This window comes from Corallococcus sp. NCSPR001, from assembly GCF_017309135.1.
Lineage (GTDB): Bacteria > Myxococcota > Myxococcia > Myxococcales > Myxococcaceae > Corallococcus.
This window is the reverse complement of sequence record NZ_JAFIMS010000002.1, coordinates 6,320,980-6,335,821: the sequence shown is the minus strand read 5'-3', so window position 1 is coordinate 6,335,821 and position 14,842 is coordinate 6,320,980. Positions and strand designations below refer to the sequence as shown.

At 68.5% G+C, this 14,842-nt stretch carries 10 protein-coding genes; 5 read left to right on the top strand and 5 right to left on the bottom strand.

The window, feature by feature from the left end:
* Positions 1-75: 75 nt before the first annotated feature.
* Positions 76-2,943, bottom strand: coding sequence for an Ig-like domain-containing protein (locus JYJ93_RS27255; RefSeq protein ID WP_206796698.1), 2,868 nt, complete (start codon positions 2,941-2,943; stop codon positions 76-78).
* 483 nt (positions 2,944-3,426) lie between these two features.
* Between JYJ93_RS27255 and JYJ93_RS27250 the strand changes: the two genes are divergently transcribed.
* From JYJ93_RS27250 to JYJ93_RS27240, 3 genes are all read left to right on the top strand, one after another.
* Complete coding sequence (locus tag JYJ93_RS27250; protein WP_206796696.1) at positions 3,427-5,436, top strand: kelch repeat-containing protein; 2,010 nt, start codon at positions 3,427-3,429, stop codon at positions 5,434-5,436.
* 98 nt (positions 5,437-5,534) lie between these two features.
* Entirely contained in the window at positions 5,535-6,368 is an 834-nt protein-coding gene (locus JYJ93_RS27245) for a HEAT repeat domain-containing protein (RefSeq protein ID WP_206796694.1), read from the top strand.
* A gap of 115 nt (positions 6,369-6,483) precedes the next feature.
* The gene (locus JYJ93_RS27240; protein ID WP_206796693.1) at positions 6,484-7,302 is read left to right on the top strand and encodes a carbonic anhydrase family protein; all 819 of its coding nucleotides are present in this window, start codon (positions 6,484-6,486) and stop codon (positions 7,300-7,302) included.
* Between the two features lie 27 nt (positions 7,303-7,329).
* Here JYJ93_RS27240 and JYJ93_RS27235 read toward each other — a convergent pair whose 3' ends face one another.
* On the bottom strand, positions 7,330-7,947 hold the full coding sequence (locus tag JYJ93_RS27235; protein ID WP_206796691.1) for a glutathione S-transferase family protein: 618 nt from the start codon (positions 7,945-7,947) through the stop codon (positions 7,330-7,332).
* A gap of 227 nt (positions 7,948-8,174) precedes the next feature.
* On the opposite strand from JYJ93_RS27235, the gene JYJ93_RS27230 reads away from it, so the two are divergent.
* The gene (locus JYJ93_RS27230) at positions 8,175-9,119 is read left to right on the top strand and encodes a hypothetical protein (protein WP_206796689.1); all 945 of its coding nucleotides are present in this window, start codon (positions 8,175-8,177) and stop codon (positions 9,117-9,119) included.
* Between the two features lie 50 nt (positions 9,120-9,169).
* Positions 9,170-9,880: a GH25 family lysozyme gene (locus tag JYJ93_RS27225; RefSeq protein WP_206796687.1), complete on the top strand. Its 711-nt coding sequence runs from the start codon at positions 9,170-9,172 to the stop codon at positions 9,878-9,880.
* A gap of 73 nt (positions 9,881-9,953) precedes the next feature.
* On the opposite strand, the gene JYJ93_RS27220 is transcribed toward JYJ93_RS27225, so the two are convergent.
* From JYJ93_RS27220 to JYJ93_RS27210, 3 genes are all read right to left on the bottom strand, one after another.
* On the bottom strand, positions 9,954-12,299 hold the full coding sequence (locus tag JYJ93_RS27220) for a M12 family metallopeptidase (protein WP_206796686.1): 2,346 nt from the start codon (positions 12,297-12,299) through the stop codon (positions 9,954-9,956).
* A gap of 270 nt (positions 12,300-12,569) precedes the next feature.
* Positions 12,570-12,854 carry a hypothetical protein gene (locus JYJ93_RS27215; protein ID WP_242543941.1) on the bottom strand — a complete coding sequence of 95 codons (285 nt, stop codon included), beginning with the start codon at positions 12,852-12,854 and terminating at the stop codon, positions 12,570-12,572.
* A gap of 176 nt (positions 12,855-13,030) precedes the next feature.
* Complete coding sequence (locus tag JYJ93_RS27210; protein ID WP_206796682.1) at positions 13,031-14,839, bottom strand: metal-dependent hydrolase; 1,809 nt, start codon at positions 14,837-14,839, stop codon at positions 13,031-13,033.
* Positions 14,840-14,842 lie beyond the last annotated feature (3 nt).

Here is a 14,842-nt window from a genome sequence, read left to right as displayed (position 1 = left end):
CTGCGATAGACCGTGCATGTGAAGGCGCGGGAAGGAACAAGGAGGCCTCCCCGCGCCCCGGTTCACCAACGGCTGTTATTGGAGGGTCCAGGCCACGGTGCCGCTGCAAGCGGTGTTCGAGTAGCAGCCGGCACGGAGCTGATAGCTCCCGCCTCCGCCCGCGGGCACCGTGTAGACGAATTTCGAACCCACGCCGCCGCACGCGTCATCGTTGAAGGTCAGCTGCGTGCCGCTCGGTCCGTAGAGCCGCAGATAGGTATCCCCGGAGAAGCTCGAGCCCGTTACACCGCAGGTTCCCGCCGTGAAGGTCTGCCCCGCCAGCAGGGTGAGGGTCACGTTCCCCGTGTTCACCGTGGCGCTGCTGGTATTGGCGGCGCTGTAGTTGAATGTCCCGGAGCTTGAATACGGCGAGTTGAGCGTCCAGGCCACGGTGCCCGAGCACGCGGTGTTCGCGGCGCAGCCGGCCTGGAAGGAGTAGGTGCCGGTCGTCGGCACCGTGTAGACGAAGTTCGAGCCCGCCCCTCCACACGCGTTGTCGTTGAAGGCCACCTGCGTCCCATTCGGGCTGAAGAGGCGCAGGGAGGTGTCTCCCGTGAACGTCGAGCCCGCCACGCCGCAGGTTCCCACCGTGAAGGTCTGTCCCGCCACCATCGCGATGGACTGGTTGACCGTGCCCACCGTCGCGTCATTCGTGTTGCGCGCGCTGTAGGTGAAGGGGCTGATGTTGGGCGAAGGCGGATACAGCACGAACACCGTCACGGACGCGCTGGCGGAGAGATTGCCCGCGGCGTCATTGGCCGTCGCGGACAGGGTGTGAGTCCCGGGAGTGGCGGAGTTGTACCAGGACTTCGAGAAGGGCGCCGTCGTGACGAAGCTGATCGGCACCCCGTCCAGGAAGTAGTCGACCCGGGTCACCGCGACGTTGTCGCTGGCTGAAACGGTGAGGAGGTACGTCGAGTCGCGGACGAGGATGTCGTCGGGCGCGGGGTAGGTGAAGGAGATCGTGGGCGCTGTGCGGTCGTTGTCCACCGTCACGTTGAGGAGCGTGCTGCCCATGTTCCCCGCACCGTCGTACGCCTTCGCCGTCAGTGTGTACGCGCCATTGGCGAGCCCGCGCGTGGCCCAGTCGTACGTGAAGGGCGGACTCGAGTCGATCGCGAGCAGCGTGGAGCCCCGGTGGAACTCCACACGGTTGATGCCGGAGGCGTCGCTCGCGGTGGCCGCCAGCGTGACGGTCTCCCGCAGGACGGCGCCCTCCACGGGCGACGTGAAGGAAACCACCGGCGCGACCTTGTCGTTGTCCACCGTGATGTTCACCGGGGTCGAGCTCCCCATGTTGTACAGCGAGTCCCAGACTTGCGCGGTCACCGTGTGGGTGCCATTCGCCAACTGGGCGCTGTTCCACGTGAAGGTGTACGGCGCCGTGGCGTCTGAGCCCACCGCGGTGCCGTCCACCAGGAACATCACATGGGCGATCCCGCTGCTGTCGGAGGCGTCGACGGAGAGCACCACGTTGCCCCGCACGGTCGCTCCCGCTACGGGCGCGGTGACGGTCACGGTGGGCGGAGTGAGGTCGTTGTCCAGCGTGAAGGGGATCCTCTCGGAGTCGACGAGATTGCCCGCCGGATCCCGGACCTCGGCCCGGATCCGGGTGGGACCATTGGGCAGATTGCGGCTGTTCCAGCTGCAGCTGAAGGAGGGGCTGTAGGCACTGCACAAGGTGGTGAAGTTCACATCCGAGCGGAAGTCCACCCGGGAGACGGGCGTGTTGTCCGTCGCCGTGGCGGTAAGCGTCACCGTGCCGGTGAGCACGGTGCCCGCCGCGGGCGACACGAGGGCCACAATGGGCGCCGGGTCCACCGTGACGTGCACGGGCACCGACGTCGTCATCTTCCCCGAGGCGTCAAACGCCTTGGCCGTCAGCGTATGCGGGCCGGGCGACGCCGTCTGGGAATTCCAGGCGACACCGTACGGGCCCACGGTGCGCGTGCCGAGCAGCACGGTGTCATCGAGATAGAGCTCCACCCGCGTGACGCCGATGTCGTCGGTGGCGTTGGCCACGACGCTCACCGACCCGCCCACCGTCGCTCCCTCCAAGGGGGCACGGAGGCTCACCGTCGGCGGATCCCGGTCATTGCGGGCGTAGAGGTTGATGGAACCGGTCCGGACATGGCCCACGGCGTCGTAGGCCCTCAGCACCCAGATGACCGTGCCGTTGGGCACGGAGGCGCTGTCCCAGACCCACTCGAAGGGCTCGCTGCTGTCGCTGCCCACGAGGACGTTGTCGATATAGAAGTCCACCCGGCCCATGGCCTGGTCATCCACCGCATTGGCCCCGAGCGTCACCAGCCCGGTGACATAAGTCCCGGCGGGGAGCGAGTGCGAGAGCTCCGGGGAGCTGACGTCCGGCGCGGCGACCGCGAAGGCCAGGTCGTCATGGTCATGGACAGCCCCGGGGGTGCACTCAGCGCCCTGGGCCTGGGCGGCGTCCACGAGCACGGCGCGCACGGCCTGGAAGCTGCCCGCGGGGAGCTTGAAGGTGGTGGAGAGCGTTTCGGCGCCGCCGGCGGCGGGCAGCGTGGCCAGGTACACCCACTGAGGCGCGGTGGCATCCTCGGCCCGGAAGAGCATCAGCGCGCTGCCCGCGGAGGGCGCACCCCACACGTCCGCCTCCACCTTCACGTTCCGCCCCTGGGCGAGCCACGAGACGCCATCCACGGTGGAGACGCGGAGGGCCTCCACGGAGGCGTCGGACTGGAAGGTGCCGTCGTTCCCGTCGGCGCAGCTTCCGCCCAACGTGTTGGGGGCATGGGACTCGGGGCCCACGGTGCCCCGGCCCGTCAGCAGGGTGTTGGAATCACAGCGGGCGCCGTGGGAGGTGCACGCGGGCGCCGCCAGTGAGGCGTCGTACTGCGCGTCTGTCGATGCGAGCGTCTGGGCCACGGATACACTCGCATCCGGGGCGGAATCCGTATCGGAAGGGCTGGGGGCGCAAGACCCTCCGGCAAGGCATAACATCAGGGTTTGAGTCAGTCGGAGTGAAGCTCTCATCACACGTCCTTCGGGTGGGTGGCCAACGCCGGACGCTGTATAGGAAATGGCCCTGACGCGGGCCCAGCGACGGCGCGCGTGGGGTGAAATCGCCCCGGCCGCCTTGGAATGACGACCGCGGACCGTCGCGCAATGGTTGACTTGAAACCGCGCAGTGCGAGGCCGCAGGATGCGCTGCCCCGTCCGAATGGCAGACCCTGCCGCGACGTGGGTCATCCCATGCCCTCATCCCTGAAAAGACTTGCAGCCTTTCCTTCTCTCCTGTTGGCGCTGGCCTGCGCGGCCTGCGGCGCGGACGCACAGGACGCAACGGATTCCAGCCCTGGCACGCAGCGCGCGGCGCTCGGGACGCCGCGGTGGCAGTCCACCGGCGCCATGCTGACAGCGCGCAGCGGCGCGGTGGCGGCGCGGTTGGGCTCGGGCAAGGTGCTGGTCGTGGGCGGCAACACGAGCGGCCCCACCACCAGCGCGGAGCTGTATGACCCGGCCACCGGCACCTGGGCGGCCACCGGCTCCATGGCGACCCCTCGCGTGAGCCACACCGTCACGGCGCTGGGCAACGGCAAGGTGCTGGTGGCCAACGGCTACGCGGGCGGCGGCGCGGGTGTCTACGTGGCCACCGCGGAGCTCTATGAGCCCACCTCGGGTGCCTGGACGACCACGCCCGGCGGGCCCCAGGCGCGCGGCATGGGCAAGGACGTGGTGCTTGCCAGCGGCAAGGTGCTCATCACGGGCGGCGCGGGCCCCATCGGGCCCATTGGCGTCGTGGACCTGTATGACCCGGCCACCAACACGTGGACCGCCGGTCCCAGTCTGAGCACCAACCGCTACCGCCACACCGCGACGCGGCTGCCCTCCGGCAAGGTGCTGGTCGCGGGCGGCAGCGGCCGAACCAGCACCCTGAAGACGGTGGAGCTCTATGACCCGGCCACCAACACGTGGACCTTCGGCACCGCCATGAACGGGGCCCGCTACAGCCACACGGCCACGCTCCTGCCGTCCGGCAAGCTGCTGGTGGCCGGAGGCAGCGGCACCGCCACCGCGGAGCTCTACAACCCCACCACGAACACCTGGGCGTACACGGGTTCGATGACGGGGACCTACTTCAACCCCAGCGCCGTCCTGCTGCCGTCCGGCAGGGTGCTGGTGTTCGACAACAGCGGCTCGGCGGAGACCTATGACCCGGCCACCGGGACGTGGACGGCCACGGCCAGCCTGCTCACCGGCCGCGACCAGTCCGCGTTCAGCCTGCTCCCCACGGGGCAGGTGCTCGTGGCCAGCGGGAACACGAGCTCGGGCTACACGGCGGCCGCGGAGCTGTACGACGCGGGGCCGCTGACCTGGCGCGCGGGCGCGCCGCTCGCCACGAACCGCTGCGGCCACACCGCCACCTCGCTGGACTCCGGCGAGGTGCTGGTCGTGGGCGGCGGTGACCCGCTCGGGTACGAACTGGACAGCGTGGAGCGGTACGACCCCATCACCAATGCCTGGACCTCCGGGGGGACGATGACGGAGCCCCGCACGGGCCACGCGGCGGTCAAGCTGGCGGACGGCAAGGTGCTCGTCATTGGAGGCAACTGGGACAGCACCATCACCACGGCGGAGCTGTACGACCCCACCGCGGGCACCTGGACGGCCACCGGCAGCCTCGTCAACGCGCGGACGGGCTTCACGGCGACGCTGCTGCCCTCGGGGCAGGTGCTCGTCTCGGGCGGCCGCGCCAACGGCGGCGTCTACCTGACCAGCTCCGAGCTGTACGACCCCACCACCGGGACATGGTCCACCACGGGAAGCCTGGCCACCGGCCGCATGGGCCACCGGGCGGTCCTGCTGGGCAACGGCCGGGTGCTCATCACCGGCGGCTTCTACATGGTCTTCACGTCGGTGTACCGGCTCGCGAGCACGGAGTTCTACAACCCGTCCACGGGGACCTGGACGACGACCTCCAGCAGCATGAGCACGCCGCGCACCGACTTCACGCTGGAGCTGCTGGGCAATGGCTCGGCCCTCGCGGTGGGAGGCCTGTCGGGGAGCGGCTCCTACGTGGGCCAGGCGTCGCAGTCGGCGGCGGAGAAGTTCCAGCCGGTGGGCCTCTGGGCGTCCGCGGGCGCCATGGCCACGGCCCGGCATGGCCACGCGAGCGCGCTGCTGCCCTCGGGCGCGCTCCTGGCGTCCGGCGGCACGTGGAAGGTGGGCGGCGCGTCGTCGGCGTTCCCCCAGGCCAGCGCGGAGCGCTACGACCCGGCCACCAACGCATGGACGGCCACCACGAGCATGAGCGCCACGCGCGCGGGCCACACGCTCACCCCGCTGTCCACCGGCGAGGTGCTGGCCGTGGGCTGCGCGACGTCCAGTGGGCCGTCCACGGAGCTGTATACGCCGTGATTTGAAGTGAACTCACGCGGGCCCGGCGCGACGGCGCCGGGCCCGTGCGTCAGGCAATGCCTGGGAGGCCGTGGGCGTCCGGCGCTAGGCTCCCCGGCATGGATTCCCCGCCCGAGGCAAACCTCTCCACCGATGAGCTGTTCGCGCGCACGCTCCAGGGCGGCGAGGAGGACCCGGGCGCGTGGCGGGCCATCTGGCAGCTGCACCACCGGGGTGGGGAAGAGGTCTTCCAGCAAGCCGCGGCCTGGCTCCAGTCCTCCTCTTCGAAGGAGCGGGGACGTGGCGCGAACATCCTGGCGCAGCTGGAGTTCCGGCACCGGTCCCCGGAGCGCGTCGCCCGCTTCACGGACGCGCTCCTGCCGGCGCTCGCGAAGGAGCAGGACGCCGCCGTGCTGGAGGCGATGGCCGCCGCCCTGGGCCACCTGGGGGACGCTCGCGCGGTGCCCGCGCTCCTCTCCCTGAAAGAGCACCCGGAGGCCCCCGTCCGCTTCGGCGTCGTCATGGGCCTGGCGAGCCACCGGGACGCCCAGGCGATGGAGGCACTGATCCACCTCTCCCGCGACGCTGACGACACCGTGCGCGAGTGGGCCACGTTCACGCTCGGCTCCCAGGCGCGGGACGTGGACACGCCGGAGCTGCGCGAGGCGCTGGTGGAGCGGCTCGCCGAGCCCCACGTCAAGATTCGCGGGGAGGCCCTCCTGGGATTGGCCCTGCGCAAGGACGCGCGGGTCCTCGAGCCGCTGCGGCGCGTGCTGGACGAGGGGCCCGTGGTCACCACGCTGGACGTGGAGGCCGCCCAGGCGCTGGAGGACGTGTCGCTGCTCCCGCTGCTGCTGGCGCACCGGGAGGCCCTGGACGAAGAGGACGACGACCACGAGTTCCGCGCCGTCCTCTTCGAGGCCATCCACGCCCTCGAGTCGCTCTCCCGCTAACGGCCGTTTCGCGGGAAAGCGGGTCAGTCAGAAATAATCAGAAATCTGCGCCGGCCCGCGCCGCCGGTTATGAGGGCGCCCCGCGATGGATGACCGTCGCCGAGGACTCCCCACCATGATGCTCTCCCGTACCGACTCCGTGCGTGCCCTTCGGGGCGCGCTGCTGACCTCCCTGTTGCTTGCTCCGAATGCCTTCGCCGCCGATGGGGCGCCTGCCTCCGTCACGACAACCAGCGAAGATGCGCACTGGGGTTACGACCAGACGCTGAGCCCGGAGCACTGGGGCGAACTGCCCGGCGACGCCATCTGCGCGCAGGGCGAGGCGCAGTCACCCATCGCGCTGGTGACCGCGGGGGCCGCGCGCCCGCATCTGGACGTTCCCAGCTTCCACTACGCCACCAGCCGCGTGCGCATGCTCAACACGGGGCACACGGTGCAGTTCACCTACGACAGCGGCAGCACCGTCCGGGTGGGGGGCAACGAGTACAAGCTGGCGCAGTTCCACTTCCACACGCCCAGCGAGCACACGAAGGACGGCGTGGAGTACCCGCTCGAGCTGCATCTGGTGCACACGGACGCGAATGGGACGCCCGCGCTGGTCGTCGGAGTCCTCATCGAGGAGGGCGCGGTGAACGCGGCGCTGTTCACCGCCTTCCGGCACCTGCCCCGGCACATGGGGGAGGAGAGCTCGCCCGCGGGGGCGCTCCTCAACGCGAGCGCGCTGTTGCCGCACGACAAGGCCTTCTTCCAGTACGCGGGTTCGCTGACCACGCCTCCGTGCACGCAGGGGCTCCAGTGGTACGTGATGAAGCAGCCCATCCAGATGTCCGACGCGCAGATCGCCGCGTTCGAACGGCTGCCCCACCTCAACCCGAACAACCGCCCCCTGCAGCCGCTGAACGGGCGCACCGTCAGCGTGCACGCCGGGCGCTGAAGACCCGGCGCAAACCCCTTCCGGGGCCTACGGCGTCTTGACGACGTCGGTGATGCGCAGGTGGCGGGGCTGGGCCTGTACGCGCTCGAACCAGGCGCGGATGGCGGGGTAGCGGCCCAGGTCGAACCGGCCCTCCTCCGCCACGTGCGTGTACGCATACAGCGCGATGTCCGCGAGGCTGTAGTGCTCGCCCGCGAAGAAGGGCCGCTTGCGCAGCTCGCCCTCCATGACGTCGAGCGCGGCGTAGCCCTTCAGGATGCGCTCCTCCAGCTCCTTCTCCTTGCCGGAGGGAATGCCAAAGAAGGTGAGCCACGCCCGGGCCACGGCGATGTAGGGCTCGTGGCTGTACTGCTCGAAGAACATCCACTGGAGCATCCGCGCCCGCTCCAGGCGGTCGTTGGGGATGAAGGGCGTGCCCTCGCCGAAATACCAGAGGATGGCGTTGGACTCGGCGAGGAAGACCCCGGGCTCCAGCTCCACGGTAGGGGTCCGGGCAATGGGGTTCATCGCCTTGAACTCCGGCGTGCGCGTCGCTCCCGCGGAGAGGTCCACCTCTCGCGTCTCGAACGGAATCGCGAGCTGATGCAGCAGCAGGCGGACCTTGTAGCAATTCCCGGAGGGGTGGAATTGGTGGAGCTTGATCATGGATGGGGAGTCTAACCCCACGTCGTGATGAGCAGCCACCCGGCGCTGGCGCGTCACTTGCGCGTCAAGGCGAAGGACTCTGGCGGGAAGACCTGGGGCCGCGGCGGTGGCGTCCTCTCAGGGGGGCGCAGGCATGCCTTCTGCAATGATCTTCGAGCGCAAGGTCATTGGGACATGCACGCAGTCTTCCGGATGAGACATTCATGCCGTGGCTCAAGTCAGGCGCAATGTTGGGTGTCCTGGTGCTCTGCTCCGCGACGGGAGGAGCGTACCTCTCCCATCGCTACCGGGATGGGGAGTGGGAACAGCGAGAGGCGGAGTTCCAACGCCAGCTCCAGGGGCACCTCACCGCGCGTGAGAAGGAGATTGAAGCCCTCAACACACAGCTTGGCACTGCGCGGTCTCGGCTCGTGTCACAGGACGCACTCGAAAAGAAATACACCGCGCAGCTGACGTCGAAGGACGCGGAGTTCGAGAAGCTCCGCCGCGAGCATGGCCTTGCATTGAAGAGCCTCTCCCGCTCCGTCTTCGAGCTGGATCAGCGTGGCGAGACCGGCACCGAGGTGGCTCGCGCGATGGAGCCTTCCTTGCCGGAGCCTGTCATCACCTACGCATTTTCAGACAAGCAGAAGCGGGTCCGCCTCTCCGACCCCAATATCTGGGTGCAGGGAGATGAGACCCTGGAATTAAAGCAGTTCTTCCGGGTGAAGGGCACCGTCACGCAGCAGTTGGACGGCTCGCTGATGGCCGAGCGCATCCAGCTCGTGGAGGTCTCCGCGGAAGGGGAGGGGAAGTACCGCGAGCTGATGGAGGCCCAGCTGGTGGACGCGGACTTCACCTATTCGAACGCACCGGAGATGGGCCCCCCGCCCCGGTCGGTGACGTGGGGCCCGGAGTGGATGGCCACCGTGGGCAGCTCGTTCCGCTCGGAGCGCCCGCTGCGGTTGGGCGCCGCGGTGAGCGTGGTTCGGCTGGGCGCCGTTGGTCTGGCGGGAGGCTTCTCCTCCGACTTCGATTCCCTGCAGGGCAGCGGTGGCGACGCGCTCGTCACCTACAGCCCGTCCCACAAGGGCCGCCCATTGGGAGTGGCCCTGGGCGGCGGCGTCCATCTCCCCCTGGCGGGCGCTCAGCGCGTGCGCCCCAACCTCACCCTCAACTTCACCGTCTACTAAGGAGCGCCGAGATGTCCCCGAGCAAATCATTGATGAGAATGCTGGGCAGGATGAGCACGCTGGGTTTCGTGGCCTGCGGCTCCCTGGCCTTCGCCGCCGAGCCGGCTGCCACCGCCGTGAAGGTGCAGGAGACGAAGGCCCGGCTGCGGGGCATCGACGTCTCCCGCTATCAGTCCACCGTGAACTGGGATGACCTCAAGGCCAGGGCCGGCTTCGTCTTCGTGAAGGCGACGGAGTCCACGGGCAAGAAGGACCCCAGCTTCGCGTCACATTGGAGCGGTGCCCGGAAGGCAGGGCTGCCTCGCGGGGCCTACCACTTCTTCCACCCCAAGGAGGACGTGGACAAGCAGGTGGCCAACTTCACGGAGCGCCTGAAGTCCGACCCCGGTGAGTTGCCTCCCGTGGTGGACGTGGAGGAGTTCAAGGGCGAGTACAGCGGCTTCACCTGCGAGCAGCTCGCGGAGAAGCTCCAGCGCTTCTCACAGGGCGTGGAGAAGGAGCTCGGCTCCAAGCCGATGATCTACACGAACCACGTGACGTGGAGCACCCGCTTCTGTGACCACGCCTACTTCGTGGATCATCCGCTCTGGCTCGCCGCGTACAAGAATCAGTCCGAGCCCAAGCTCCCCAAAGGGTGGAAGCGCTGGCACTTCTGGCAGTACACGGAGAACGGCGAGGTGTCTGGCATCAAAGGGCAGGTCGACCAGAACTACTTCAATGGCACCCCCGACGAGCTGAAGGACTTCTTCGTCACGAAGTAGCCGTACACTCCTGCATCGCTACACCCCGGGGCCGGCGTGAGCCAACCCCGGGGTGCCGGTTCATCCCGAGACGTCAGTCCAGGAAGCCGTCGAGCATGGAGTAGGAGTTCCACCACTCGTTGTAGATGCGGCTGCCGGGGGCCACGCCGGTGCCCAGGTCGAGAATCTGCAGCTTGCCGGAGGTGTTCGTGCGGCTGATGGAGAGCAGCTGGCTGCGCCCCTTCTGCCCGAAGTCTCCGGCCAGGTGGGTGTCATCCTGATCCAGCCAGCCGGTGGTGAGCCAGCCGCTCATGCTCCAGGGCTCCTGGTAGACGGCGTTGCCCAACTGGGTGGGCTGCACGTTGACGGCGTAGTCGATGACCATCACCTTGCCGCCATCCTGGCCCCGGTTGATGAACATCACCTGGTCGCGTCCCAGGCCCCGGAAGTCGCCCACGATCTGCAGGTCGTCGTCATTCAACCAGTTGCTCGTCAGCCAGGAGGTGCTCGTCCAGCTCTCGGACGCGATGAACACCCCGCCCAGGGTTCCCGTCGAGTAGTCCACCACCGCCACCTTGCTGGCGTCGCCGCTGCGGTTGATGACCATGAGCTGGTCGTAGCCCAGGCCCCTGAAGTCCCCGGCGAGCTGAAGGTCGTTGCTGTCCAGCCAGCCGCTCAGGACCAGCGACTCGCCCCACTCCTCGCGGTAGGTGATGGAGCCGAAGCGGCCCGGCGCCGAGGGGATCATGAAGTCCATGATCATCACCTTGCCCGCCTGGCCATCGCGGTTGATGAACATCACCTGATCTCGGCCCCGGTTGGCGAAGTCACCCACGAACTGCAGGTCCTCGTCGTCCAGCCAGCCGCCCAGCAGGGTGCTCTCCGAGTACGCCTCGTAGCCCACCATCACGGCCGGGACCTGCGCCGGGTTCTTGAAGTCCAGCACCATCAGCCGGCCCGCGTCCCCGCTGCGGTTGATGAACATCACCTGGTCGTAGCCCAGGCCCATGAAGTCGCCCACGAGCTGGACGTCGTCCTCGTCGATCCACCCGCTGAGCAGCGGATGGGTTCCCCACTGCTCGACGTATCCGGCGACTCCCGGCGGGGTGAGGTTGCCGTAGTTGACGACCTTCACCTTTGCGCCGCTTCCGTCCGTGTTGATGTAGAGCATCTGGTCGTAGCCCAGGTCCATGAAGTCACCCTGGAGCTGGATGTCCGAGCCGTACTTCACGCGGTAGCCCGCGACCGGATGCCAGGTGATGGTGCCGCCCTGGAAGTGATTGCGCTTCAGGCCGCTGGAGAGGGTCTGCGTGTCGTCCAGCGGGTAGCCCAGCGGGCTGTTCTCGTGGCCCAGTTGCGCGTATTTGGTGGCGATTTCATTGCGGACCATGTGAGCGCCTACGTCCGGGTGGAAGTAGATGAACCCATGGGTGTACGGGCGGTAGATGCCACGGTCCTTGGCGATGCCCTCGGGACCCGTGGGCAGACCCATGGTCGCGATTCCAAACACGCCATACTTCTGGCTGATGTAGCTGCCGTACATGGACGTCAGCCCCAGAACGTCCCAGTCGCTGAGCCCATCGCGCTGGCCAATCGTCACCCCTGCCGGGACGGGCTGGAGCGTGGTGAAGAGCGGCAGGTCGTTGTTGTTCGCATCCTTCTTGGAGAAGCCGGAGGTGACCGAGTAATGCATGATGGAGCCGTAGTCATACGGACTGTTGATGGCTTCATTGACCTTGTCGAAGTTATCCAGGCCGTCGGCGAAGTTTTCCGGGTGGACCTGGATGTACTGATCCCGGTCCGACCGGGACATCTCGTGGTGCAGACCGATGGCGTGCCCCAGCTCGTGGAGGGCCTGGCCATTCGTGCATTCCGCTCCCAGGTTGAGCGTTTGGGGGGTGGAGAACCCGATCCCACCGAAGAGTCGACCGACGACGGAATTACACGACTTGGGAGTGCTCGGCTGCTTGATGATGACGCAATCCTCGCCGGAGCCACACGAAGCCTTCCACTTGAAGCGGACAACGGTCTTCTTCTCCCATTCCTCAATGGCCCAAGAGACAATGCCCTTGCGGGACTCCGGGAAGCCGCTGGCGAAGGTGTAGGTCACCTCGCCGTTCGGCCAGAGGTTCTTGGCGTCGTGGTAGCCCACGCTGGACGCATTCACCCTGGAGCCAGACGTGGGGCCTCCCGCGCGCAGGCGCTGGGTCTCCGCCTCGACCCAGTCCACGGGGCCCAGCAGGACGTCGCCGAAGGCGACCGCCCAGCCATCCTCCACGTGGTAGCGCACCTCCTGGGGCGGCTGCCCGGGGACCAGCTGAAGGAACGCCGTACGCTTCTCGGAAGGCCCCGTGGCTTGGGCGGTGACCTCCGGCGCCGGGGTGTTCTCCGGCACTTCCTTCTCCTCGCGTCCACAACCGGCCCCGACCAGCGCCAGCATGAAGATGCTCCCCACCATTGCGCGGACGCCTCGCGTCCCGCGGTGGTTCACTGCCTTGTTCATTGACTTCCCCCTCAAATGGCTTGCGCCGGCCGGCAAGCCAGACGGGTGCCTTAGGCACCCGTTCCGGGCCCTGACATACCTTGAGGGAACGTCCTGACAAAGACACTCTTTGTCTTTGTGGACTGGGATGCGGGGTGCGCCGGGTATGCAGACACCCAGTCCGGACTGCGCTGCTCTTACGCCCGCATCCCAGCGGATTCATCCCTGCTACCAGTTGAGCCAGCGGTAGCCCGTGGCCGCCGAGCCCGAGCAGAGCAGGGAGTCCGGCGCGTGGGTCGTGGCGTTGCAGCAGGCCTTCGTGGCGCCAGGGGTCGTGCACCGCTGGTTCACGTACGTGCTGCATGACAGCAGTCCGCCGCAGGAAGACGGACACGCGGTCAGCACGCCGTCGCACGTCACGCCCTGGTTGTCCGTCGACGAGCAGGTGGTCCCCGTACAGGAGACCGACGTTCCCCCGGCGCAGGTCGCCGTACAGGTTCCGAACTGGGACACCGTACGCGCTTCGGCCTCGGGAGTCAGGCTGTCGTCGAGGGCTGGGCCACCGCACCCGATGAGGGAAAGGCCAACCAACGTCACCAAAGCTGAAAGGGAGAGCTTCATGAGAAACCCCTGGAGGTCCTTCGAGTGGACCTCAAAGCCTATCATAGAGGCCGCGGCGTCCACCTGCCTCAGGGCGGTGGGGGGCTGGCGTCAAAGACCTTCACGTCCACGGTGGGGGGGCTCGGATTGGTGCTCACGCTGGCCCTCGCGAGCGCTTCGAGGGCCTGCCAGCGCAGCGGGGGGGCGGCGTCCACGACGCCTTCCGCGCGCAGGGCGGGCAGGGGGCTGGTGACCCCGAGTTGGTCCGGCCCGTCCGGAGGGTCTCCCGTGTAGCGCCCGCCCACGATTTCACCGGAGGCATCCAGTGCCAGCGTCATCGGGTAGTGCTGCACGAGGGGCCTGGCGCCGACCTTCATGTATCCGCTGCCCTCGGACCATTTCGGATCCAGGATGTCCGTGGCGCTCGCGGGGAGCAGCGTGGAGCTGAGGCTCAACTCGAGGTCGACGTCCACGAGCTTCGTCACGCGCGGAGCGAGCCCGGGCGCCAGGGGCTCGCTGGAGGGTGCGTAGGGCTCGCGCGTCACCCGCACCGTGGCACCGGCCACTGAGTGGTACTGCGATTGCTTCGTGGGATGGACCTCCACGACGAAGGACTGGCCGCCAATCCCCAGGCGATTCAACACGGCCAGCGCGAAGGCGGCGGGGTGGACGCTGCAACGCGCGCTCACGTCGAAGCCCGACCCGGTGCAGAGCTCACTGACGGTATGGATCTCCGCCGGCTGGTAGTACGCGGCCGCGAGCAGCGCCTTCACGTCGTTGGGATGGAAGCGGATCTTGCGCCCATCGCGGGCCACGACATCGACCGTGCGGAAGGGCTCCTCCAGGGCGAGCGCCGCCGCCGCCGCTCCGTTGCAGAGCCCGAACCAGAACCTGGGCCGGGGTCGGCGGTTGTGCGTCTCCGCGAGCGCCGCCTTCGTCGCGGGGAAGTCCACCGCTCCCGAGGCGAGGTCGTACTTCTCCACCGGAGACAGCCCGAACAGCTCAGCCCCCGGAGCCGGGGCGGACGGCGGCTCCACGCCGAACAGCGTCCTCCCCACCAGGGTCGGCACGGAGTCACGCCATCGGCCAGCCTGGCCTCCGAACCAGAAGGGATAGAACTCGGAGGACCACGGCACCCGCGTCGGTGCCAGGGGACGGTTGAACAGGCCGCGCGCCTGGAGTTCGTCGAACCGGGTGACGAGCGCGGGGCCTGGGAGTGCCTCGGGCCGCTCGCCTGGCTCCGATGGCAGGGCGGAGATGACGCGCTCCGGGGGCAGCGAGAAGCCTGTGGGCCCGAACACGCGCAAGGCCGCCGCCAGCAGCGCCCACGCACCGAAGAGGACGGTCCACCCGCGACGCGCGGTGGGTTCTGGAGGCAGCGTGGCGCCGCGCACCAGGAGCAGCGTCGGGAGGAGGATGAAGAGCGACTCGACCGCGAGCACCTGCACGCCGAGCCGTCCCAGCCATTCATCCATCCCCACCGGGACGACGGGCGCGAGCCGCAGCGCACGTGGCAACTGGAAGCGCGCTTCGGAGAAGGGGGCGAGGAGCGCCGTGCCGGGCCCACCCCAGGTGAGCAGGTCCAGGAGCACGTGCCCGCAACCCGCGAGCCACAACACGAGCGCGTACCGCCCAAGGCGCTGGCGCCACTCGCCACGGGGCGTCACCAGCGCCGCGCCCACGACGGCGAGCACGAGCAGGAACAGGGGCGAATGCAGCAGTCCCCGGTGCGCCCAGAGGTCGCCGGGGTGCTGACTGAGGGGCGCCAGCGCGAAGTCCAGGTCCGCGATGATGGCGCAGAGCCCCGCCGTGATCAGGACCCGGCGTGGAAGGACGGCCCCCGGCCGCGCGCGAACGGCGAGCGCCGTCCAGGCGGCATGGGTGAACAGCGAGGCCACGCT

Bases quoted from the DNA above. Each gene is read 5' to 3' on its own strand.
- JYJ93_RS27240 (WP_206796693.1), top strand. From the start codon at position 6,484: ATGATGCTCTCCCGTACCGACTCCGTGCGTGCCCTTCGGGGCGCGCTG.
- JYJ93_RS27250 (WP_206796696.1), top strand. From the start codon at position 3,427: ATGCTGACAGCGCGCAGCGGCGCGGTGGCGGCGCGGTTGGGCTCGGGC.
- JYJ93_RS27220 (WP_206796686.1), bottom strand. From the start codon at position 12,299: ATGCTGGCGCTGGTCGGGGCCGGTTGTGGACGCGAGGAGAAGGAAGTG.
- JYJ93_RS27245 (WP_206796694.1), top strand. From the start codon at position 5,535: ATGGATTCCCCGCCCGAGGCAAACCTCTCCACCGATGAGCTGTTCGCG.
- JYJ93_RS27235 (WP_206796691.1), bottom strand. From the start codon at position 7,947: ATGATCAAGCTCCACCAATTCCACCCCTCCGGGAATTGCTACAAGGTC.
- JYJ93_RS27225 (WP_206796687.1), top strand. From the start codon at position 9,170: ATGAGCACGCTGGGTTTCGTGGCCTGCGGCTCCCTGGCCTTCGCCGCC.
- JYJ93_RS27230 (WP_206796689.1), top strand. From the start codon at position 8,175: ATGTTGGGTGTCCTGGTGCTCTGCTCCGCGACGGGAGGAGCGTACCTC.